18 protein-coding genes are annotated in these 20,038 nt (G+C 33.2%); 9 read left to right on the forward strand and 9 right to left on the reverse strand.

What is annotated here, in order from left to right; all coding sequences use genetic code 11:
* Positions 1 to 254 precede the first annotated feature (254 nt).
* Both AC07SW_RS02840 and AC07SW_RS02845 read left to right on the forward strand, forming a co-directional pair.
* Positions 255 to 599 carry a hypothetical protein gene (locus AC07SW_RS02840; protein ID WP_119908285.1) on the forward strand — a complete coding sequence of 115 codons (345 nt, stop codon included), beginning with the start codon at positions 255 to 257 and terminating at the stop codon, positions 597 to 599.
* 75 nt (positions 600 to 674) lie between these two features.
* On the forward strand, positions 675 to 3,560 hold the full coding sequence (locus tag AC07SW_RS02845; protein ID WP_240308957.1) for a transglycosylase domain-containing protein: 2,886 nt from the start codon (positions 675 to 677) through the stop codon (positions 3,558 to 3,560).
* Between the two features lie 98 nt (positions 3,561 to 3,658).
* Here AC07SW_RS02845 and ccpA read toward each other — a convergent pair whose 3' ends face one another.
* Positions 3,659 to 4,663 carry a catabolite control protein A gene (gene ccpA / locus AC07SW_RS02850; RefSeq protein ID WP_074403323.1) on the reverse strand — a complete coding sequence of 335 codons (1,005 nt, stop codon included), beginning with the start codon at positions 4,661 to 4,663 and terminating at the stop codon, positions 3,659 to 3,661.
* A 245-nt stretch (positions 4,664 to 4,908) separates the two neighbouring features.
* Between ccpA and AC07SW_RS02855 the strand changes: the two genes are divergently transcribed.
* A complete protein-coding gene (locus AC07SW_RS02855; RefSeq protein ID WP_463684340.1) occupies positions 4,909 to 6,006 on the forward strand; it encodes a M24 family metallopeptidase in 1,098 nt (365 codons plus the stop codon).
* 50 nt (positions 6,007 to 6,056) lie between these two features.
* On the opposite strand, the gene AC07SW_RS02860 is transcribed toward AC07SW_RS02855, so the two are convergent.
* Together AC07SW_RS02860 and AC07SW_RS02865 are read right to left on the reverse strand one after the other, a co-directional pair.
* Positions 6,057 to 7,613, reverse strand: coding sequence for a DUF4097 family beta strand repeat-containing protein (locus AC07SW_RS02860; RefSeq protein ID WP_494632199.1), 1,557 nt, complete (start codon positions 7,611 to 7,613; stop codon positions 6,057 to 6,059).
* Positions 7,588 to 7,932 (reverse strand): PadR family transcriptional regulator, encoded by a 345-nt coding sequence (locus tag AC07SW_RS02865; protein ID WP_034568800.1) that lies wholly within the window; start codon positions 7,930 to 7,932, stop codon positions 7,588 to 7,590. Before AC07SW_RS02865 ends, AC07SW_RS02860 begins: the two co-directional genes overlap by 26 nt.
* 191 nt (positions 7,933 to 8,123) lie before the next feature.
* Here AC07SW_RS02865 and galU point away from each other — a divergent pair, with 191 nt between their 5' ends.
* Genes galU through AC07SW_RS02885 form a run of 4 tightly spaced genes read left to right on the forward strand, consistent with a single transcriptional unit; the run spans position 8,124 to position 12,208 of the window.
* Positions 8,124 to 8,990, forward strand: a complete 867-nt coding sequence (galU, locus tag AC07SW_RS02870) for a UTP--glucose-1-phosphate uridylyltransferase GalU (protein ID WP_034568797.1) — start codon at positions 8,124 to 8,126, stop codon at positions 8,988 to 8,990.
* Positions 8,991 to 9,005: 15 nt separating this feature from the next.
* Positions 9,006 to 10,988, forward strand: a complete 1,983-nt coding sequence (locus AC07SW_RS02875; protein ID WP_119908288.1) for a glycosyltransferase family 2 protein — start codon at positions 9,006 to 9,008, stop codon at positions 10,986 to 10,988.
* A 26-nt stretch (positions 10,989 to 11,014) separates the two neighbouring features.
* The gene (locus AC07SW_RS02880; protein ID WP_135024194.1) at positions 11,015 to 11,539 is read left to right on the forward strand and encodes a hypothetical protein; all 525 of its coding nucleotides are present in this window, start codon (positions 11,015 to 11,017) and stop codon (positions 11,537 to 11,539) included.
* 21 nt (positions 11,540 to 11,560) lie between these two features.
* Positions 11,561 to 12,208: a DUF5105 domain-containing protein gene (locus AC07SW_RS02885; protein ID WP_034568794.1), complete on the forward strand. Its 648-nt coding sequence runs from the start codon at positions 11,561 to 11,563 to the stop codon at positions 12,206 to 12,208.
* 58 nt (positions 12,209 to 12,266) lie between these two features.
* Here the strand turns inward: AC07SW_RS02885 and AC07SW_RS02890 are convergent, their stop codons facing one another.
* Together AC07SW_RS02890 and AC07SW_RS02895 are read right to left on the reverse strand one after the other, a co-directional pair.
* Positions 12,267 to 12,821, reverse strand: coding sequence for a YtxH domain-containing protein (locus AC07SW_RS02890; protein WP_034568790.1), 555 nt, complete (start codon positions 12,819 to 12,821; stop codon positions 12,267 to 12,269).
* 21 nt (positions 12,822 to 12,842) lie between these two features.
* Positions 12,843 to 13,286, reverse strand: coding sequence for a DUF948 domain-containing protein (locus AC07SW_RS02895; RefSeq protein WP_034568787.1), 444 nt, complete (start codon positions 13,284 to 13,286; stop codon positions 12,843 to 12,845).
* A 266-nt stretch (positions 13,287 to 13,552) separates the two neighbouring features.
* Here AC07SW_RS02895 and AC07SW_RS02900 point away from each other — a divergent pair, with 266 nt between their 5' ends.
* Entirely contained in the window at positions 13,553 to 14,449 is an 897-nt protein-coding gene (locus AC07SW_RS02900) for a mechanosensitive ion channel family protein (RefSeq protein ID WP_034568786.1), read from the forward strand.
* Positions 14,450 to 14,502: 53 nt separating this feature from the next.
* Positions 14,503 to 15,621 (forward strand): MGDG synthase family glycosyltransferase, encoded by a 1,119-nt coding sequence (locus AC07SW_RS02905; RefSeq protein ID WP_238328339.1) that lies wholly within the window; start codon positions 14,503 to 14,505, stop codon positions 15,619 to 15,621.
* Positions 15,622 to 15,673: 52 nt separating this feature from the next.
* Here the strand turns inward: AC07SW_RS02905 and AC07SW_RS02910 are convergent, their stop codons facing one another.
* The 4 genes from AC07SW_RS02910 to AC07SW_RS02925 all read right to left on the reverse strand — a co-directional run bounded on the left by AC07SW_RS02910 (position 15,674) and on the right by AC07SW_RS02925 (position 20,036).
* On the reverse strand, positions 15,674 to 16,747 hold the full coding sequence (locus AC07SW_RS02910) for a GGDEF domain-containing protein (RefSeq protein WP_463684337.1): 1,074 nt from the start codon (positions 16,745 to 16,747) through the stop codon (positions 15,674 to 15,676).
* 94 nt (positions 16,748 to 16,841) lie between these two features.
* On the reverse strand, positions 16,842 to 18,020 hold the full coding sequence (locus AC07SW_RS02915) for a class I SAM-dependent rRNA methyltransferase (RefSeq protein ID WP_494632202.1): 1,179 nt from the start codon (positions 18,018 to 18,020) through the stop codon (positions 16,842 to 16,844).
* A gap of 92 nt (positions 18,021 to 18,112) precedes the next feature.
* Positions 18,113 to 19,333 carry a multidrug efflux MFS transporter gene (locus tag AC07SW_RS02920; RefSeq protein ID WP_494632203.1) on the reverse strand — a complete coding sequence of 407 codons (1,221 nt, stop codon included), beginning with the start codon at positions 19,331 to 19,333 and terminating at the stop codon, positions 18,113 to 18,115.
* A 64-nt stretch (positions 19,334 to 19,397) separates the two neighbouring features.
* Complete coding sequence (locus tag AC07SW_RS02925) at positions 19,398 to 20,036, reverse strand: VanZ family protein (protein ID WP_135024209.1); 639 nt, start codon at positions 20,034 to 20,036, stop codon at positions 19,398 to 19,400.
* Between the last annotated feature and the right edge of the window lie 2 nt (positions 20,037 to 20,038).

Here is a 20,038-nt window from a genome sequence, read left to right on the forward strand (position 1 = left end):
TTTGTACCCATGAAGGTTCATGTTTACAAACACTATCTAAAATAGCTAAAGAAGAAATTATTCAGTTGTGTTGGATATACTTGTTCGTTTTTCATAACCATCACTCACAATCTAAATTTGTTAGTCAAAGTATATCTATAATCAAAATAAATGTCAAATACTTTTTTTATTTTAATTAATTTAAAATAGTGCTCTAATTTTCTTGAATTATTTGGTATACTTGTAGGAACAGTATTTTAAGGAGTGAACCTATCTTGGAAAAACTTTATCAACGTTTTAATGCGGTTGTTCAAAAGTTTGGTTTAACAAAACAGTATTTTGCTGGTGATTTTTATCGTATTTATCAAATAAATCCTGAGCATTATAGTATTGCTCGTCTAAAAACTGGTCCCTGTGGAGAATCGCTTTATCAGCCACAATTAAAAATAGCGGTTCGATACAATCAACTTTCAGTTTTGTCCTATTTTGATAACGTAAAAACGCCTACCCAATCTGTTCTCTTAGCTGACGAAACAACTGAGTTTTTAGAAACTGAGTTTATAGAGTTGCTTAGTAAATTTGAGTATCTTCTTTCAAACGAATGCACCATCGACTCCTAACAGTTCATTCCCTTTTTTATTTTTAAAGAACAAACGTCTAAACAATTACTAATTTATATTATTGAGGTGAAAAAATTGAATGATCCACATAACAATAACAATGGACCATCCATCAAAGAAAAACTTATCAAGTCTTATGAACGTTTAAAAGAGTATGCCAAAATAAAATGGCTTGATTTCAAAAAAAATAGGCAGATAAAAAAAGAACAAAAAGAGACTAATTTAACCGAACCTACTGAGATTGAAAAATCACCTATTGAAACAGCACCGTTAATAAGTGATAACCCAGAGTCACCATCTATCGGTTCAAAAATAGTCGTTTTTTTAGCAGCAATTCAAATTGCCTTCATTACAAAATGGACTAAATTACGCACTCATTTTTCAGAATCAAAAACAAACAAGCAAAATAAAGACCTCACTCCAGAAGAAAGAAAGAAAAAAATGATTTTTCAATTTAATGTAGGCTATGGCGTTATCAAAAATCTATTTTTAAGTTTTATCATTTTAGTTCTATTTGGCGGTGCCCTCTTTGCGGGTGTTGGTTTAGGCTATTTTGCTTATCTCGTTTCTAATGAAAAACCACCAACTTATGAAGAGATGCAAAGCGATATTAGCAATCTAGAACAAGTTTCAAATATGTATTTTGCTGACAGCACTCCGATTGGGCAATTAAAAACAGATTTAAATCGAAAAGTTGTGCCTTTACATGAAATTTCAAAAGACCTGCAACACGCGATTGTTGCAACCGAAGATGAATATTTTTACAAACATCATGGTGTTGTTCCAAAAGCCGTAGCTAGAGCCTTAATCCAAGAATTTACAGGTTCAAGTATGCAAACGGGTGGATCAACATTAACTCAACAATTAGTCAAACAGCAATTATTAACAAGTGAAGTTTCCTTTAAACGAAAAGCCAATGAAATTTTATTAGCTTACCGATTAGAAAACTATTTTACTAAAGATGAGATTTTAGAAGCTTACTTAAATGTTTCAAGTTTTGGACGTAACAGCAGTGGTCAAAATATCGCTGGTGTTGAAGCTGCTGCTATTGGTATTTTTGGTATTCATGCGCGTGAGCTAAACCTGGCTCAATCTGCTTTTATCGCGGGACTGCCACAAAGTCCTTCCATGTACACTCCCTATAATCAATTTGGGGAATTGCGTCAAAATTTAGAAGCGGGTACAGAACGTAAAAATACCGTTCTCTTTAGAATGTATCGTGAAAAATTTATTACTAAAAAAGAATATGATGAGGCCTTAGCCTATGATTTAGTAAAAGATTTTGTTTCTCCAACTGAAGACGTTGAGGATCACAATTATTCTTATGTTTACAATGCGGTTGAAAAAGAAGCACGTCGAATTATTATGAAGCAAATGTATACCGCCGATAAACTAACGGATGCAGACATTGAAGCGAACGATAATTTATATAATGTATATTACAAACGTGCTGATTTTGAAATTCGTCAAAAAGGCTATGAAATTCACTCTACAATTAATAAGAATGTGTACGATGCAATGACTGAAACGGTACAAGAATATGGCGATTCACTAGGTCAAACCTATCACGCTACCGTATACAATGAAGTGACTGGTGAAAATGAAGAGATTCAAGAACCTGTTCAAACAGGTAGCGTTTTAATGGATAACCAGACTGGAAAAGTGATTAGTTTTGTTGGGGGACGTGATTTTGATATTACACAAGTCGATCATGCTTTTGATACCCAACGACAGCCAGGGTCAACTATTAAACCCTTACTAGTATACGCACCTGCATTGGAATCTGGCTTAATTACACCTGCTACAATGATTGCTGATACTAACTTTACCTTTACACAACCAAATGGGGAAATTTGGGCGCCTAAAAACTATGGCGGAACCATTAGTGGGAAATTTGTCAGTGCTAGAGATGCCTTAAAACGTTCTGCCAATGTCCCAACCGTTCAAATTTATAACGAACTCTTAAAAAATTCTAATCCTGGGGATTATTTGAAAAAAATGGGCATTCAATCCATCAATCCTTCTGAGTACGGAAATCTTTCCCTTTCACTGGGTGGAACCGATACTGGTCCAACTGTTTTAGAACAAACTAATGCATTTGCAACACTTGCAAATGGAGGAAATTATACAAAAGCGTATTTAATTGATTCCATCACTGACAAAAAAGGCAATAGCATTTATCAGCATGAAACGACTTCAACTCCTGTCTTTTCACCACAAACAGCATACCTTACTACTGACATGATGCGTTCTGTAGTTAATGAAGGAACAGGTAGTTCGATTCATAATTACTTGAATTTCACTGCTGATTGGGCTGGAAAAACCGGAACGTCGCAAAATTTCCGTGATATTTGGTTTATTGCCAGTACACCTCAAGTTACCTTAAGTTCTTGGATTGGCTATGACAACCAATATAGTAGTCATGAGCTTTCACAAACTGATGGTTACGGCGATACAAGTCTTCGGAATATAAGATATTGGTCAAAATTAGCCAATGCAATTAACCGTGTTGATTCAACGATTTTAGGAACTGAAAAAAGTTTCAACCGTCCGGCTGGTGTGACTTATAGTTCAGTTTTAGCTGCTACAGGTATGAAACCTTCTACCTTTACAGCTCCAAATGGATCAAGTATTACAGCTAGTGGCGCGATGATATCGGAATTGTTTAACACAAAATATTTGCCAAGTGCTACCAATTATCATTTTACTTTAGGAGCAAATTCTTCAGAACTGTATAAATATTGGTTCGAAACATATGTAAAAACACAAGAAGAAGATCAAAAAAAGAAAAAAGAAGAAGAAGAAAAAGCCGAGAAGGAAAAAATTGAAAAAGAGAAAACTGACAAAGAAAAAGCTGAAAAAGAAAAGAAACAGAAAGAAAACAAAGAAAAGGAAAAAGAAACTGAAGAAAAGGAAATTGAACAAACTGAGGATATTCTAGAAATTAAATCAACACCCTAATATCAGGATTTATTACATTTTACAACAAACTAACCACCTGCTGTAAAATCAAAAAGAAACCATCTATTTGGAAATTCCGAATAGATGGTTTCTTTTATTTATTTTTTAGTTGTTCCACGATCCGCAATATTATGAGGTAAAATAATTGTTTTTTCTTCAACTTCTTCTTTATTCATCAATTTTGTTAATAAGCGCATTGAAACAGCACCAATATCATATAAAGGTTGCGTAATCGTACTTAATCGCGGACGAACCATTTCAGTTAATTTTGAATTATTACTTGTAACGACTTCAAATTTTTCTGGAATTTTAATTCCATGATCTAACGCTCCATTTAAAATACCAATTGCTAATTCATCATCGCCAACAAAAGCTGCTGTTGCACCTACTTTAGCTAATTTGTTATACATTTCTTCACCAGCTTGGTAAGAATATTCCGTTTCAAATACTAATTTTTCATCAAAGTTAATCCCTGCTTTTTTCAATGCTTTTTTATAACCATTCATACGGTAAATTCCATTGATTGGTTCAGTTAAAGCGCCTGAAACAAAGGCTATTTTTTTATTGCCTTTTGCAATTAATTGCGTGATTACTTGTTCTGTTGCTTCAGTATAATCAATGTTCACACTGCCAACTTGCGCATCTGGGTCAACGGTTCCAGCTAGAACTACGGGTGTTTTTGAACGTGAAAATTCAGCACGCATTTCATCTGTAATTTTGTGTCCCATGTAGATGATTCCGTCTACTTGTTTAGCTAGTAACGTATTTAATACTTGAATTTCTTTTTGATCGTTTTGATCAGAGTTCGCTAGAATAATGTTGTATTTGTACATTGTTGCGATATCATCGATTCCTCTTGCTAATGAAGAGAAATATAAATTCGTAACATCTGGTACGATGACTCCAACCGTAGTTGTTTTTTTACTTGCTAAACCTCTTGCTACTGCATTTGGACGGTAATCTAAACGATCAATAACCTCCAAAACTTTTTTTCTAGTCGTTGGTTTTACATTTGGATTTCCATTGACCACACGCGAAACTGTCGCCATTGAAACATTGGCTTCTCTTGCAACATCATAAATTGTAATTGTTTGTTTTTCCATGTTTGTTCTCCCTCTATTATTTAATTTCGTTCCTGACAATCCTATACTCATACAATTTAACAAATAAAATTTAAAAATGCAAACGTTTTACTTTCGTTTTCATGAAATTTTCATAAACTTTTTCAACAACTCTCGTTTCACTATCTTTTTGGTAAAAGAATCAAAAAGTTTGCTTTCATCCTTTTACCACTTCCATCATTAATGCTACAATAAACTAGAACAACTAAATGAAAAGAGGTATCTTGATGAAAAAACAATTAAAAGAATTACAGCAATGGTTAAAAGACCATCAAGTAGATGTCGCCTTTGTCAATGCTCCAGAAACGATTGGCTACTTTACTGGCTATGAAAGTGATCCCCATGAACGGATTTTAGCATTACTTGTTTTCCCAGAAAGTGATCCATTCTTATTTACTCCCGCACTTGAAATCGATGACGCAAAAAATAGCGAATGGCATTATGATGTTTTTGGCTATTTAGATAATGAAGACCCTTGGAAAATCATTGCTGAAAAAATAAATGAGGTTACGTCAGCAGTAACTAATTGGGCTGTTGAAAAAGACAGCCTAACATTAAACCGATTTGAAGCTCTTCAAAATTACTTTCCTACAAGTCAATTTAAAACAGACTTAACACCAATGATTCAACGGTTAAAATTAATCAAAACGCCCGATGAAATTGCCACAATGATTGAAGCAGGTAAATGGGCCGATTTCGCATTTGAAGTTGGTTTTAATGCCATCAAGGAAGGCATTATGGAACAAGAAGTCGTTGCTGAAATTGAATACCAACTCAAGAAAAAAGGCATCATGCAAATGAGCTTTGATACTATTGTCTTAGCAGGTGATAATGCCGCAAGTCCCCATGGCAATCCTGGTGAACGTAAAATTAAAAAGGATGAACTTGTACTCTTTGATTTAGGTGTTGTCTACAATGGCTATACCAGTGATGCGACAAGAACGGTTGCCTTTGGAGAGCCTTCAAAAGAAGCTAAAGAAATTTACGACATTGTTTTAACTGCCCATAATGCAGCTTTAGCAGCCGTTAAACCAGGTATTACAGCTGGTGAATTAGACAAAATTGCACGCGATATTATTACGGATGCTGGATTTGGACCTTATTTTAATCACCGATTAGGTCATGGCTTAGGTAGCTCGGTTCATGAATACCCTTCACTGATGGAAGGTAACCCTCTTGTGATCGAAGAAGGCATGTGCTTTTCAATCGAGCCAGGTATTTACGTTCCAGGCGTAGCAGGTGTTCGAATTGAAGATTGTTTGTATGTTACTAAAGAGGGTTGTGAGGTCTTCACTCATACTCCAAAAACCTACACAACGATTTAAAAACAAAAAAGGAGTCGATTAGAAAACACAATCGACTCCTTTTTTTCGTCTTAATTTACTTTTTTGATTACTCGAATCATACCTGTATCAGACTTTAATTTAACTTTATAAGGTGCTTTCTTTTTAGAATTAAATTCATTAGTCACATCACCTGTTTTAGAAACTGCAACAATGCGAATATCGGCATCACTATCTTGGATCCATTTTATAAAGCCAGATTCACTCTTAATGTCTGCATTCAAATTATCGTGTTGAATGGATATAATCGTCCCTTCATCATTTACAACTTTTAATGGTCCATTGTTAGATCGAAGAATCATTTTTCCTGTTGTCGTTTTCAAATCGACTGATCCTTTTGTTCTTTTTACAATACTTTGTCCATCATTTGACACGGCAACTAGTTTTTGAATAGTAGAATCTTCTAATATAAATTTTCCAGAATTGCTTTTAACATTCACTTTTTTTGATGTCAAGTCTTTAAAAATGGAAAGTCCATCTTCAATGTTTGCCTCAACATCTCCTGTAATCATCGTTAAAATGGTTTTGCCTTTTTGACTGTCTACCTTTAAATTTGTTTTTGAGTCCTCAATGACAACTTCTCCAAACTCACTATAAATTTCTCCTCTATTAGATGTAATATTCTTACCATATAAATCGCCATCAACTAAATTTAAATTAAAATGATCAACATGAAGATCAATAATTCGTAACTCACCTTTCGTTAAATTGAAATCAAGCGAATCAAGTTTCGTCCCTTCAGGTATAAAAACAACCATTTCAGAGCTTCCTGTTCTTGTAAAAAAATCAAATTTATTACGTTTGTCTACTTTTAAATCAAATTTATTTCCTTTAATAGCATGATTGATTTTAGTTAGTTCACTTTTTTTGAATCGTCCGCTTAAAAAAATTCGGAATTCTTCGTTTTTAGGAACCTCTAATGTCGTAATTTCAACATCTGCATCTGAATCCATTATAAGTTTGACATCTTTTTCATTTTTTATCACTAAATCTTGTTCAATTTTGATTCCTTGATAAAATAAATCTCCTGCTAAAAAAGCACCTGCTACTATAATCAAACTTAAAAAAACTAACACTACTGACGTCCAACCACTTAAATGCATTTTTTTAAATAACCGTTTTTTTCTAAATCCTAAACTAATAATCGCTACAATCATTAAGCTAGAGGATAAAGGTATAATTGCTAAATGCTTCTCATTAATCATTTCTTCTCCTAAATAAACAAGAAAATAAAATAACATGAACAATAATAAAGACATAAAAAAAATACGAACCACAGTGAAGATTGACATCGCTAAAATCTTCATTTTTTTCTTTTGAGTGCCTAAAAAAACAGATTGGATTTCTTCACTTGGAATAACATCTTTTTCTGCATTCATTGCTGTTTGTAAGCGACGATCCTCAAAAAAATCATCCGCTACTTCTTTAGGAGAGGCTAACGAACTTAACGCTTCTTCAACCGTCTGTCCGTCTTCTTTACACGCTTCGATGTGATCCATTAGGTCTTCTTTAATTTCATAGTAACTCTCTAAATCATCCTCTGAAAAATAACTTTTCAGTTCTTTAAAATACTCTTTTGTTAAGTCCATTATCTTCATCCTCCCTCATTTTTTTTATATTTTGAACAAAAATATCCCAATCTTCAATTAATGACGCTAAATAGTCTTCCCCCTTAGAGGTTATACGATAATATTTTCTTGAAGGCCCACCTGATGATTCTTTTGTATAGGAAATACAAAAATCTTCTTTGACTAATCGTCTTAAGACAGGATAAAGCGCACCTTCGGTTGTCGGAACGTATTTATTAACTACTTGGGTCAAATCATACCCATAGCGATCTTCATTTTTTAATAAATAAAGGACACACATCTCTAATGCGCCTTTTTTAAATTGTGTTGCGGCTCTCATAGACACTTCTCCTTAAGACAATATCTATTATTATATCAATAATCCCTTTAAGTAGCAATAAAACTTCAACTACTATTCATAAAACAGTATTATTCTATTGACAATATTTTTTTTTGATGTATATTATAAAAAGCAACTACTATTCAATAAATAGTATAAGCAGAAAAATAGCAGAATGGAGTTAATATTTTATGAACAAAGTAAGAAAAGCGATTATCCCTGTTGGAGGGTTAGGCACTCGATTTTTACCGATTACAAAATCAGTTGCAAAAGAAATGCTTCCAATCATTGATAAACCAACGATTCAATTTATTATAGAAGAAGCAAAAGAAGCGGGAATCGAAGAAATTTTACTCGTTACGGGTCGAGGGAAACGTAGTATTGAAGATTATTTTGACTCTCATCCAGAATTAGAATCTACTTTAAAAGAAAAAGGAAAAACGGATCTTTTAAAACTTGTAGAGGATACAACCGGTATTAAATTGCATTTTATTCGTCAAACAAATCCAAATGGCTTAGGACATGCAATCTTACAAGGAAAATCATTTATTGGAAATGAACCCTTTGTTGTATTACTTGGAGATGATCTGATGGCAGATACCAAACCACTAACAAAACAATTAATGGATGCCTATGAAAAAAAAGGTCGCTCTATTGTTGCAACGATGGCGATGCCTCTTGAAGAAATTTCAAAATACGGCGTAGTTAGTCCGATTGAAAATTCCTCTGAACAATTATGCCAAGTAAATGGTTTAGTTGAAAAACCTGCTATCGAAGATGCACCAAGTAATTTAGCGATTATTGGCAGATACTTGTTAACTCCAGCTATTTTTGACCTATTAGAAAAACAAGAACCCGGTGTTGGCAATGAGATTCAATTAACTGACGCTATCGCTACTTTGAACAAACAAGAGGAGGTTTACTCTTATGAATTTAAAGGGACACGTTACGACGTTGGAGATAAAATGGGCTTTTTAAAAACCAATATTGAATACGGATTAAACCATCCAGAATTAAAAGAAGACTTAAAAACATATCTAAAAACGATTACTTTGTAAAAGGAAGGAAAAAATATGTATCAGCTATTATTCTATTACTACACGATTCCTAGTATTATTTTTCTAAGTATTTTTTATATTTTAACCAAAATCAACTTAAAATTCAGACGTTTTTTATTGATTGGGTACGTTTTAATGAACGGCATCTATCTTTATTGGAGAATTGCTTATTCTTTCCCAACTATTACTATTTTTAGTAGTTTTTCTGGAGGGTTACTATTATTTGCTGAAATAATGGGGTTTTTACAATCCCTAGTTTTAGTTATACTGTTTTGGTCCCCCTATCGCAGAAAATTTCGTAGTCTAAAGCGACTTAAAAAACTTCCAACTGTCGATATTTTAATTGCAACTTATAACGAAAATGCTGAAATTTTAAATCGCACAATTTTAGGTTGTCAAAATATTGATTACCCGAAACACCTTGTTTCTATCTATCTTTGTGATGATGGAAATCGCAATGATATAGCCATGTTAGCTAAAGAATTCAATATTGGCTACATTAATCGAGACAGCAGCGAGCATGCAAAAGCAGGTAACCTAAACCATGCTTTGACTAAAACAACAGGTGAAATTGTTGTCACACAAGATGCCGATATGGTTCCAAAACGTAATTTTTTAAAGCGAACCTTAGGGTATTTTTATCAAGAAGATGTGGGTTTTGTTCAAACACCCCAAACCTTTTTCAACTATGATATTTTTCAAAATAATTTATTTCTACATAATGAAGTTAATAACGAACAAGACTTCTTTATGCGCTCTTTGCAAACGGCAAAAGATCAATACAATGCCCTTTTATATGTTGGAAGTAATGCTCTTTTTCGTCGCAAGACACTAGAAGAAATCGGTGGCTTTAGCACTGGTGTAATTACGGAAGATATGGCAACTGGTTTAATCATTCAAAATAATGGTTGGAAGACTGTTTTTGTAAATGAAGCTTTAGCATCAGGCATTTCTCCTGAAACATTAGAAGATTTTATTAAACAACGAGATCGTTGGGGACGTGGCAATATTCAAGTATTTAAGAAGTACAAGTTAAACAAGCTACCTGAACTAAGTTTTATCCAAAAATTATTTTATGTCGATGGTGTTTTGTATTGGTTTTATGGAATCTACAAATTAATTTATATTATTTGTCCCCTTCTTTATATTTTATTCAATGTTTATAGTATTGAAGCTGCTTTTACTGATTTACTTTTATTTTGGGTCCCTTCTTATCTTTCAGGACAACTAATGTTTAAATCAATTGCAGGAAAAAAATACCATTCATTCTTAAGTCATATTTATGAATTATCCACCGCTCCACAAGTGTTTTGGGCAGTTTTTAAAGAAGTATTTGCTAAATCAGATAAAGGAAAAAAATTCCATGTAACAAAAAAAGGTTTGAAGCAAACCACTAGCCACTTTAACTGGCGCATCATTCGAACACAAATTGTATTATTGGTTATTTGTTTAATCGCTTTTGTAAAACTATCCCTAACTAGCTATCAATCAGGACACGCGATTTCATTCTTTAATCTAAACACGTATTGGTTACTTTATAATATTTTTGCATTAACGATTGTTGTTTTCGTTGCAATTGAACGTCCTAGATTGCCTTTATTTGTAAAAGTCATCGTGGATGAAATTATTAACATTGGCAAAACGAACCTCTTTGCTGAAGACATTATCATTAGTGAATCTCATTTAATTTTAAACTTACCCTATCGCAAAAAATTAGCACGACAATTAAAAGAAAATTACTACACCACAATTTCTTTTAAAGAATTAACCGATTTACCTATTCAAAAAACGAAGTTAAAAACATCCGGTAATACAATTGAAGTTACATTTAAAATCAATCATCTAACTAAAGAAAATCAAAAAGCCCTTCATCATTTAATCTACTCTGACATGAAAAATCAAGTCGGTGAAGTCAAAAACTTAAGAGCTTGGAGAATTCTTCATGATGTGAATAAAAATCGTTATTTCAATCGAGAAAATTATCTTACATTAAGATAATTAAATAAGAAAAGGAGATTTTATTAATGAAAAAGAAATTAGTAACAGGTGCTGTAATAATGATTGTTGGAGGAAGCCTATGTTCAGTTCCTGCTATTGCCAAACCCGATACTTCAAGTTTGATTGAAAATCGTTTCAAAATTAAACGAGAAAAAATGATGACACAACTTAATCAAGTTCTTTCTAGAGTCGATGTTGAAGTGAAAGAAACAATCAAAGAAAAAATTGCCATCAAAGAAGAGACTTTAGTCAAAGCAGAAGAAGAAGCTCGCGCTACCCAAGAACAAGCCCAGCAAGTCGCTAATGAGCAAGCCGCTCAAGAACAACAAGCAGCAGTGAATACTCAACAAACTACTCCGGTAGAACCAAATGAACCGTCGGCTAGTTCTGCTACTCCAGAAGCAACAACGGGAGCCAGTCAAAACAATTGGCAAGAACGCAGCAATAAAGGGCGTGAGTATGGAGAACGTCTAAGTGATCCTAACTTAAGCCAGGATGAAAGAAGAAATATTGTAGAAGAAAAGAAAAACTATTTCCGTAATGGACGTTAATAGTAATAGGAGCCTATAAAAATGAAAAAAAGAATTTTACCCATTTTAGCTGTATTGAGTATCAGCTTAACCTTGTTAGCTGGTTGTACAAAAAAAGTTGATTCAGAAGATGCTATTTCAAGCTATATCAAAGCCTATATCTATAGTGAAGAAACCGACACTTTACAAAAAGCTTTTGCTGAAAAAGAAATGGACTTAGCAAAAGAAGACAAAGAAAACTTTACTACCTCTTTAAAAGAGCAGTTCAAATTAGGCGCGGACTACGATAAGAAGCTAGATGACCTTTATCAAGTTTATCAAACGAATTTGAAAAAAAACACTAAATTTTCGACAAAAATTTTACATGAAAAATCAGATAAAGCAACTGTTGAAGTAACTGTTTCTGGCTTAAAAGAATTGAATTTAGATAACCTTGAAGAAGAAATCTCCCAAAAGATAGCAGCTAACCCCGATTTAATCAAAGAAGATTTGTCTGAAGAAGATGCACAAAAGGTGATTAATCAATTAGCTTTTGACATTTATTCAGAAAAAATTAAAGCAAATACTGAAACAAAAGAACCTATAAAACTATCTATTTCTCTAAAAGAAAATCCCGATGATAAAAACGCTTGGGTCATTCAAAACGAAAATGATATTTTTAAAGAATTAAGCGATGCCTTTGGTGTATAACCTAAAAAAACCGTTTGACCTCCAAATAAATGGAGGTCAAACGGTTTTTAACTTGCGTTTATTTTTTAGCATCTTTAATCGTTGCTTTAACGTCTTCTTTTACATCTTTTGCTTGGTCTTTTGCTTCGTTCGCAACATCTTTCGCATCTGATTTCACTGTTTCAGCTGTTTTTTTAGCTTCCCCTTTTACATCATCAGTTGCTGATTTCACTTCATCTGCAACATTTTTAGCTCCTGCTACAGCTGTATCTTTTGTATCTTCTAAGTCTGATTTCAACTCTTCTTTGTTGCTATCTAATTCAGTATGAATATCTTCTAAATCTGATTCTACTTCTTTAGATGTTTGTTTTAATTGATCTGCAAATTGATTCGCAGTATCTTTTAAGTTTACTTTGATATCTTCTGTAGCATCTTTTGCAACACGACTAATTTCAGTTCCCTTATCTACAGCGATATCTGCATAGTCTTTTGCAGTTTCTTTAAAATCATTGGCTTTATCGTTAATATCGCCACGTAATTCTTTTCCTGATTTTGGTGCAAATAATAATGCAGTAATTGCTGCAGCTGTACCACCAATAATTGTTCCTAGTAAAAATCCACCTTTTTTAGCCATCTTTCATTCCTCATTTCATTTTTATAGTGATTGTTTCGATACTTTTTTAGCTTTACGATTTTTATTCATTGACCATGCCGTACGGCCAATTTTTGAAATAACGGAAGCTTGCGCAGTTTTCTTAGTTGCGCCTGTTACATGCCCTGCTAAATTACGACTTGATTGGTTTAAATCAGAAACCGTCACACCCAAATCACCAATTGCTTGGAATAGAGGGTCTGTCATACCTAATTTGCCGTTGACATCATCTAATAAAACATTGGATTTATTCAATAGCCCTTCAACTTCAATCGATAAACTATCGACATCTTTCGTAATCACTTCGATACTGTTGTTTGCCTCTTTTACTGTTTTAGAAATTTCTTCCATAATTTTAGTGATTTTCATCACTGCCATCACGATAAACACAACTAAAACGGCAAATGCAACTGCTGCAATAATTGCTGCAATTTCTCCACCTGTCATCTTAATGCCTCACTCCCATCTAAATATAGTATTCATGCTATTTAAATTGATATGTATTCGTAAAAAGCTACTAAAAATCAACTAAATAGTCACTAATCTTCTTAATTAGAATAACATTTTTTCACTATCACTTCAAATTATACGAAAGGGGTTTCCAATAATTTTTATTAAGAACGTTAGTTTATTCTTAATTTCTACTAATTTTTTTTCTTTTCCGCTTAATTTTTGATAGAATGAAACTAAGTAGTTTTTAAAGGAGTTTTTTTATGAATCAAGATGTAGATAGTTCTGTCACAAATGACGTGGTTGAAAAAGTTTCCAAAAGTACCAATCTATTTGTTAATTATTGGCATAGTATTGATTGGAACAACATTTTAGCCTTGCTTATCAATAAATCAATCCAACTTGTTTTTATTACCTTTTTATTTTTTGTCTTTCGTAAAATGGGAAAAGTTTTTCTTGATAAAAGCTTTAATAATTATAAGAAGAAAAAATACGTTTCAGAAAACCGTTCAAACACACTTTATACCTTATCATTAAATATTTTCCACTATGTGATGGTTTTTTTCTATGCTTATGCTTTACTGTCAATTTTAGGTGTTCCTGTTGCAACGTTAATCGCTGGTGCTGGGGTGGTAGGAATTGCAATTGGTCTTGGCGCACAAGGTTTTATTAGCGACATTGTTACTGGTTTTTTCATTATTTTAGAAAAACAACTAGATGTTGGAGACTTTGTTAAATTAGACTTAATTGAAGGCAATGTAGTAGCAGTTGGACTCAGAACAACGCAAGTTAAAAGCGTTAATGGTACGTTAAACTATATTCCAAACCGTAACATCACGATTGTTAGCAACTTATCTAGAGGCAATATGCGCGCATTAATCGATATTCATATGATGCCAAATCCTGATATTGACAAAGTTGCCAGTATCATTGAAGCTGTTAATGAAGAATTGGTTCCACTTCACCAAGAAATCGTTCAAGGACCTACTAATTTAGGCTTAACTGATTTAGGAAATGGGCAGCTTGCGATGCGAATTGTTATTTTCACTCTAAACGGCAGCCAATATCAAATTCAAAATGAATTTTTACAAAAATACATTGTGGCCTTAACAGCTGCAGGTATTGAAATTCCTGTTTCACCTTTGAACTTAACAAAATAAGCATCACTATGATATACTCTATCAAAATGAACACAGAAAGGATGGATGGTCACTTGGACAAAGCTCCAAAAATACTCATTTTAACAGGTAGCTATGGAAACGGGCATCTTGAAGTAACAAGAGCACTAATTGAAGAACTTCATCGAGTTGGTATCAAAGATATTACCACGTCGGACTTATTTTATGAAGCTCACCCAATTGTCACTACTGTTACAAAATATCTATATATTAAAAGCTTTACTAGATACCGCAATCTTTATGGCTTTCTGTACTATAATTTTGACAATCAATTAAAAGAGCACAGCTTTGATAAGTTTACTGATTCATACGGTTATATCCGTTTAAATCAATTGATGAAAAACAACGACTTTGATTTGGTGATAAACACGTTTCCAATGCAAGTTTTTCCTGCCTATAAGAAAAAAGTCGGCAAACGCATTCCTTTTGTCAATGTACTGACTGATTTTTGTTTGCATACTCGTTGGGTCTCAAAAGAAATTGATCATTTTTTTGTTTCTTGCGATCATTTGAAAACAGAACTGATCGAATCTGGCATTCCAAAAGAAACCATTACAATTTCTGGTATTCCTATCAAAGAACAGTTTTATCTTGAAAATCAAGAAAAAGCACAGAAAATGACATCTCCTTCCAGCAAAAAAAATCTCTTGATTTCAGCAGGAGCATACGGTGTTTTAACAAATTTAGCTGATATCCTTGAAGAATTACAATCAAAAGAGGATTTGAACATTGTTGTTGTTTGCGGCAATAATAAAAATCTTTTTGATTCTCTATCAACACAATTTGCAGATCAACCTACTATTGAAATCAAAGGATTTGTTTCGGAAATGGCTAAATTAATGAGTCACGCCGATATTATGATTACCAAACCAGGAGGTATTTCCTTATCAGAGGCCCTAGCCATTCAAACGCCTTTAATTTTAACTCCTGGTGTTCCAGGACAAGAAAGTGAAAATGCGCAATTATTTGAAAAAGAATGTATGGCTATTGTAACTAAAACTGAAGAAGAAATTATTCCAGCTATTTATCAGTTATTAAAGCAACCCCTGTTAGCAAAAAATTTAGTGCAACATATGGAAGAACACTTTTATCCACATGCCGCTAAAACTATTATTACAGATTCTTTAGCACTAGCGGGAATCTCTATCAACTAAAAAAGTTGCCTAAAAAACAAGATCTTGTTTTTTAGGCAACTTTTTGTATTTCTTACTTTTCATCAAAAACAACTACTTGATTTCGATTTTGAGCCTTTCCTTTGTACAATGCTTCATCTGCTTGATTAATTATTTCTTGATAACGTTGTTTTTCATTTAGCTTAAACGAAACTCCGATTGATGTTGTCACCGCTATTTTTTTCTCTTCAGATAAAATGAAGGGATATGTTTCCACAGCCACACGAATAGTTTCAGCTAATTTCGTTATTTTTTCACGGTCTGTTTCATCAACTAAAACAATAAACTCTTCCCCACCATAGCGAAAAACAAGCGAATTCCTTCCACTAGTTTTTCGCATTAAGAGTGCTGCAAATTGCATTAAAATAGTGTCGCCTGCAGCGTGGCCGTAGTGATCATTAATTTTTTTAAAGTGGTCAATATCTAGCAATAAGATACTGTAGCGTTTTTGTTTGGCATCTCTTTGTTTGATTAATTTAACTAGGTAATTACGATTATAAAGCTCTGTTAAAAAATCTTTCCTTGATTCATCCACTAAAGTTAAATGACTTTGAAAATAAATCCGTTGTTTATTAATAAAAAAGTAACAAATTACTGAAGATAGATAACAAAATAATTCAAATATCCAAATACTCGGCTTCCAAATTGCGGTAGGATAAAATATGAAAATAAGCACTAAAGAATAGAAAATAAGAATAAAAAGAACGATTGAAAAAGCTTTAACTGATCTTTTTTCCCAAACTCTTAAAACAATCAAAAACATAAAAATCACAAGCATGTAGGTAACATTAAAAAAACTAAAAGCTACCCTATCGGTAACAGATAAAACAAAAAAACTTGTCATACCTGCAAAGGGTCCTGCTAAATAAAAACAAATAAAAATAGGAATCAGACTGTAAGACAGCTCACTTGTTCCTTCTTTAATTGCTGTTTCTGTAAGTAATAAAGCTAACATTCCAAAGGAAATCCCAAATAATAGTTTTTTCCAATAAGCAGAATAGACGGTAATGATTTCTTTGCCATCAAATAAATAGAAAATAACTGAGATAAAAAAATAAATCACACTAATATTTTCAAGAGAGCGAATCAATAGTTCACTAGTTTGCATTTTTTCCATCTCCTTACCTAGCTATTTTAGTAAATTTTTAAACTAAATAGCAACAAAAAAGCATTCCCTCTTTGCTGGAATACTTTCTATTAAACTATTTTTTTCTTAAAATACATACTTTCAAATAGTCGCCTTCTGGAAAATGTGGATTCAATTTAAAATCACTTGGTAAACTATATTTTTCTAATAAGGTATATTTTTCATGACTGTTTTCAAACGCTTTACGAATAAATCCTTCAAATTTTTCCATCGTTACATTAGCCGCATTAGTTGAAGCCACAATCACACCATTATGATTTGTAATTGAAATGACTTCTTCTAATAGTTTTTGATAATCTTTGGCAACGCTAAATGTCCGCTTCTTTGAGCGAGCAAAACTTGGTGGATCAATAATCACTGTATCGTAAGATAAGTTTTTTTTCAATGCGTATTTAAAATAATCAAAAACGTCCATTACTAAAATCCGTTGTGTATCAGCGCTAATTCCATTAACTTCAAATTGTTCTTTAGTTTTAGGCAAACTCCGGTTAGCTAAATCAACGCTCGTTGTTTCACTTGCTCCTCCCATTGCTGCTGCCACAGAAAAAGCACCAGTATAGCTAAATGTATTTAAAACTGTTTTTCCCATTGAATAGTTTTCTCGAATCGTTTCTCGAACCTCTCTTTGATCTAAGAAAATCCCCGTCATCAAACCATCATCAAGGTAGGTAGCATATTGAATCCCATTCTCAAGAATTATCAATGGCGTTGGTGCAATTTCACCAGCAATATGACTGCTGTATTCTTTGCCTTTTACATCGTAACGAAATTTTTGATAAATCCCAAGACTGTTTTTAATCACCGCTTGAAAAGCTTTAAGAATCACAGAATGATGTTTATAAATTCCCTCACTATACCAAGAAAAAACATAATAATCTGCGTAATAGTCAATTGTTAAACCGCCAAGACCGTCCCCTTCACCATTAAAGAAGCGAAAAGCCGTCGTTGATTCATCAAGTTTTAATGTATTTCTTGCTTTTTCAGCTTTCAAAAAAAGACCTTCAAAGAAACTTTGCTCTAATAGCTCCTTAGGGTTCGTTGTTAAAACCCAGCCATCTCCTTTATTTTGAGTAGCAAGATAGCCTCTCGCAACAAATTGTTTTTGATCATCGACTAATTCTATAAAAGAACCGTCATTCAGCTTAGGCTCTGAAAGAAAATCCCCTTTAACTAATAGCGGATAGCCCTCTTTCACTCTCTTGGTTGCGACTTTCTTTAATTTTATTTTTTCCACGTTGTATTATCTCCTTTAAATTAAATACTGACTACTTTTAAATCCTCGTTTCAAAGCATACCATAAACTAGAACCGCTGGCAAAAGCTGTTTTTAATGTAATTGCTGATGAATACTTTTCGTATTTCTTCTGACAAGTATAAAATTAAATAGAACAAAAAGTGGTGTAATGATAAAAACTCCTCTAAAACCTAAACTACTTGAAATCATCGATCCAATCAAAGGTCCCATCACATTTCCCATCGCTTGAAAAGACTGATTATAGCTAAAAATCCGTCCAGCAACAATATGAGGACTATTTTTAGTTAAAATAGCTTGAACAGCCGGAATCAATGCAGCATCAGATACCCCTAAAAAGAAACGTAAAACAGCTAATTGCCAAACATTTGTAACAAAAGCCATCGGTAATAACAGGCAAATCGATACAATCAAACCCGCCATTAAGATCCGTTCACTTCCGATTCGATCCCCTAAAGCTCCTAACCGAGGCGCTGCAATTAATGTAGCAATGCCTGGCACCGATGCCACAATGCCACTAATAAATGCAACGTTTTGATTAGCTCCTAATAGTTCTTTAATATATAAACTTAAAATGGGACTAATTGAATTAGCTGCTACTTGAATCATCATCGTTGTAATAAACATCCCTACAATTACTCGAGGATACGTTAGGTTTTTCAATACTTCCTTGCCAGAAAGCTCCGTTCCTTTTTCGACTGGCTGAAATGCTTCTTTCACAAAAAAGAAACATAAAAAGAAAACCACTAACAATAAAATTCCTGTCAACAAAAAAGGAATTCGATATCCAAACAATTCAGCAATCCCACCACCAAAAAAAGGACCTAATAACGTTCCCGTGACACTTCCAGTCGTTAAAGTGCCTAATGTTTTACCACTTTGTTCTCTAGGAACTTGTGTTGCAATTAATGCAGTCGCATTTGAGATAAATCCTGAGAAAACTCCTTGTAGCAAGCGCAACCCAATCAATTGATAAACATTTGTAACACAACTCATCAAACCGATGACAATCGCCATCCCTAAAGCTGAACGTAGCAACATTAACTTGCGGCCTTTACGATCAGCCAACCGTCCCCAATAAGGTGAAACGATTGCTGTTACTAAAAAAGTCGAGCTAAACGTAACCCCGCTCCAAAGGCTTAGTTGTTTTTGAGAAAAGTCTCCTAACGTATCAATGTATAACGACATAAAAGGCATTACTAAACTAAAACCCATTCCAGCTAAGAAGCACCCTATCCAAAGTATTTTTAAATTTCTTTGCCAAATCGTTCTTGCTGCTTTTGCTTTTTCTACCATAGTAGAGTCATCTCTTTTCATTAAAGTCAGTTTTATTATAGCACAGCAAAAAAGCAACCAGTGATTAATCCGTTGCTCCCTTGCTGACTATTCTCTTAATTGAAAAAATAAGTTCATAAAGTAAATATCCGATAAGTGTACCAATTGTATTAAAAATCAAATCGTCAATGTCCGCGACCCCTGTTCTAAAAAGAAACTGCATCGTTTCGATTGAAAGAGAGCATAAAAAACCAAACAGTAAGACTTTAAAAAATGGATGTCTTTTCCTGAATAACATTCCTAAGAAAAAACCCATTGGAATAAACCAAAAAATATTTCCATACAGATTATAAAAGAAATCAAATTGAGAAGACCCATTAGTCAATTTAAACGTTTCTGTAAATGGTTCCCAGTTAACTTCACTAATTGGCCGCCATTCAACATAGACATTCATTATCGTGTACTCCCCACGAAAAACAGTCAGTTGAAATAACAAAATAAAGTAGAAAACAAATAAATGAAGCAATAGCTCTTTAAGCAACGAATTCTTTTGGCCACTCTTTCTTTTCAAAAGCAAATAAAAAAAACGAAGGGCTAACCAAATTAAAAAGTAAATCAGCGTTTTATCTAAACTATAAAAAATTAATTTAATTAATGGGAAATGATTGATTGTGTCCCCAAAAATCGTCTCAGTGTATTCATATAAATCATTTAAGAAAAGCATCG

The organism is Carnobacterium sp. GW821-FHT04C06, assembly GCF_059420345.1.

What these genes read in the sequence shown, in the direction of transcription:
- ccpA (WP_074403323.1), bottom strand. Translation starts at nt 4,663, where the DNA reads ATGGAAAAACAAACAATTACAATTTATGATGTTGCAAGAGAAGCCAAT.
- AC07SW_RS02855 (WP_463684340.1), top strand. Translation starts at nt 4,909, where the DNA reads ATGAAAAAACAATTAAAAGAATTACAGCAATGGTTAAAAGACCATCAA.
- AC07SW_RS02860 (WP_494632199.1), bottom strand. Translation starts at nt 7,613, where the DNA reads ATGGACTTAACAAAAGAGTATTTTAAAGAACTGAAAAGTTATTTTTCA.
- AC07SW_RS02865 (WP_034568800.1), bottom strand. Translation starts at nt 7,932, where the DNA reads ATGAGAGCCGCAACACAATTTAAAAAAGGCGCATTAGAGATGTGTGTC.
- galU (WP_034568797.1), top strand. Translation starts at nt 8,124, where the DNA reads ATGAACAAAGTAAGAAAAGCGATTATCCCTGTTGGAGGGTTAGGCACT.
- AC07SW_RS02875 (WP_119908288.1), top strand. Translation starts at nt 9,006, where the DNA reads ATGTATCAGCTATTATTCTATTACTACACGATTCCTAGTATTATTTTT.
- AC07SW_RS02880 (WP_135024194.1), top strand. Translation starts at nt 11,015, where the DNA reads ATGAAAAAGAAATTAGTAACAGGTGCTGTAATAATGATTGTTGGAGGA.
- AC07SW_RS02885 (WP_034568794.1), top strand. Translation starts at nt 11,561, where the DNA reads ATGAAAAAAAGAATTTTACCCATTTTAGCTGTATTGAGTATCAGCTTA.
- AC07SW_RS02890 (WP_034568790.1), bottom strand. Translation starts at nt 12,821, where the DNA reads ATGGCTAAAAAAGGTGGATTTTTACTAGGAACAATTATTGGTGGTACA.
- AC07SW_RS02895 (WP_034568787.1), bottom strand. Translation starts at nt 13,286, where the DNA reads ATGACAGGTGGAGAAATTGCAGCAATTATTGCAGCAGTTGCATTTGCC.
- AC07SW_RS02900 (WP_034568786.1), top strand. Translation starts at nt 13,553, where the DNA reads ATGAATCAAGATGTAGATAGTTCTGTCACAAATGACGTGGTTGAAAAA.
- AC07SW_RS02910 (WP_463684337.1), bottom strand. Translation starts at nt 16,747, where the DNA reads ATGCAAACTAGTGAACTATTGATTCGCTCTCTTGAAAATATTAGTGTG.
- AC07SW_RS02920 (WP_494632203.1), bottom strand. Translation starts at nt 19,333, where the DNA reads ATGGTAGAAAAAGCAAAAGCAGCAAGAACGATTTGGCAAAGAAATTTA.
- AC07SW_RS02925 (WP_135024209.1), bottom strand. Translation starts at nt 20,036, where the DNA reads ATGCTTTTCTTAAATGATTTATATGAATACACTGAGACGATTTTTGGG.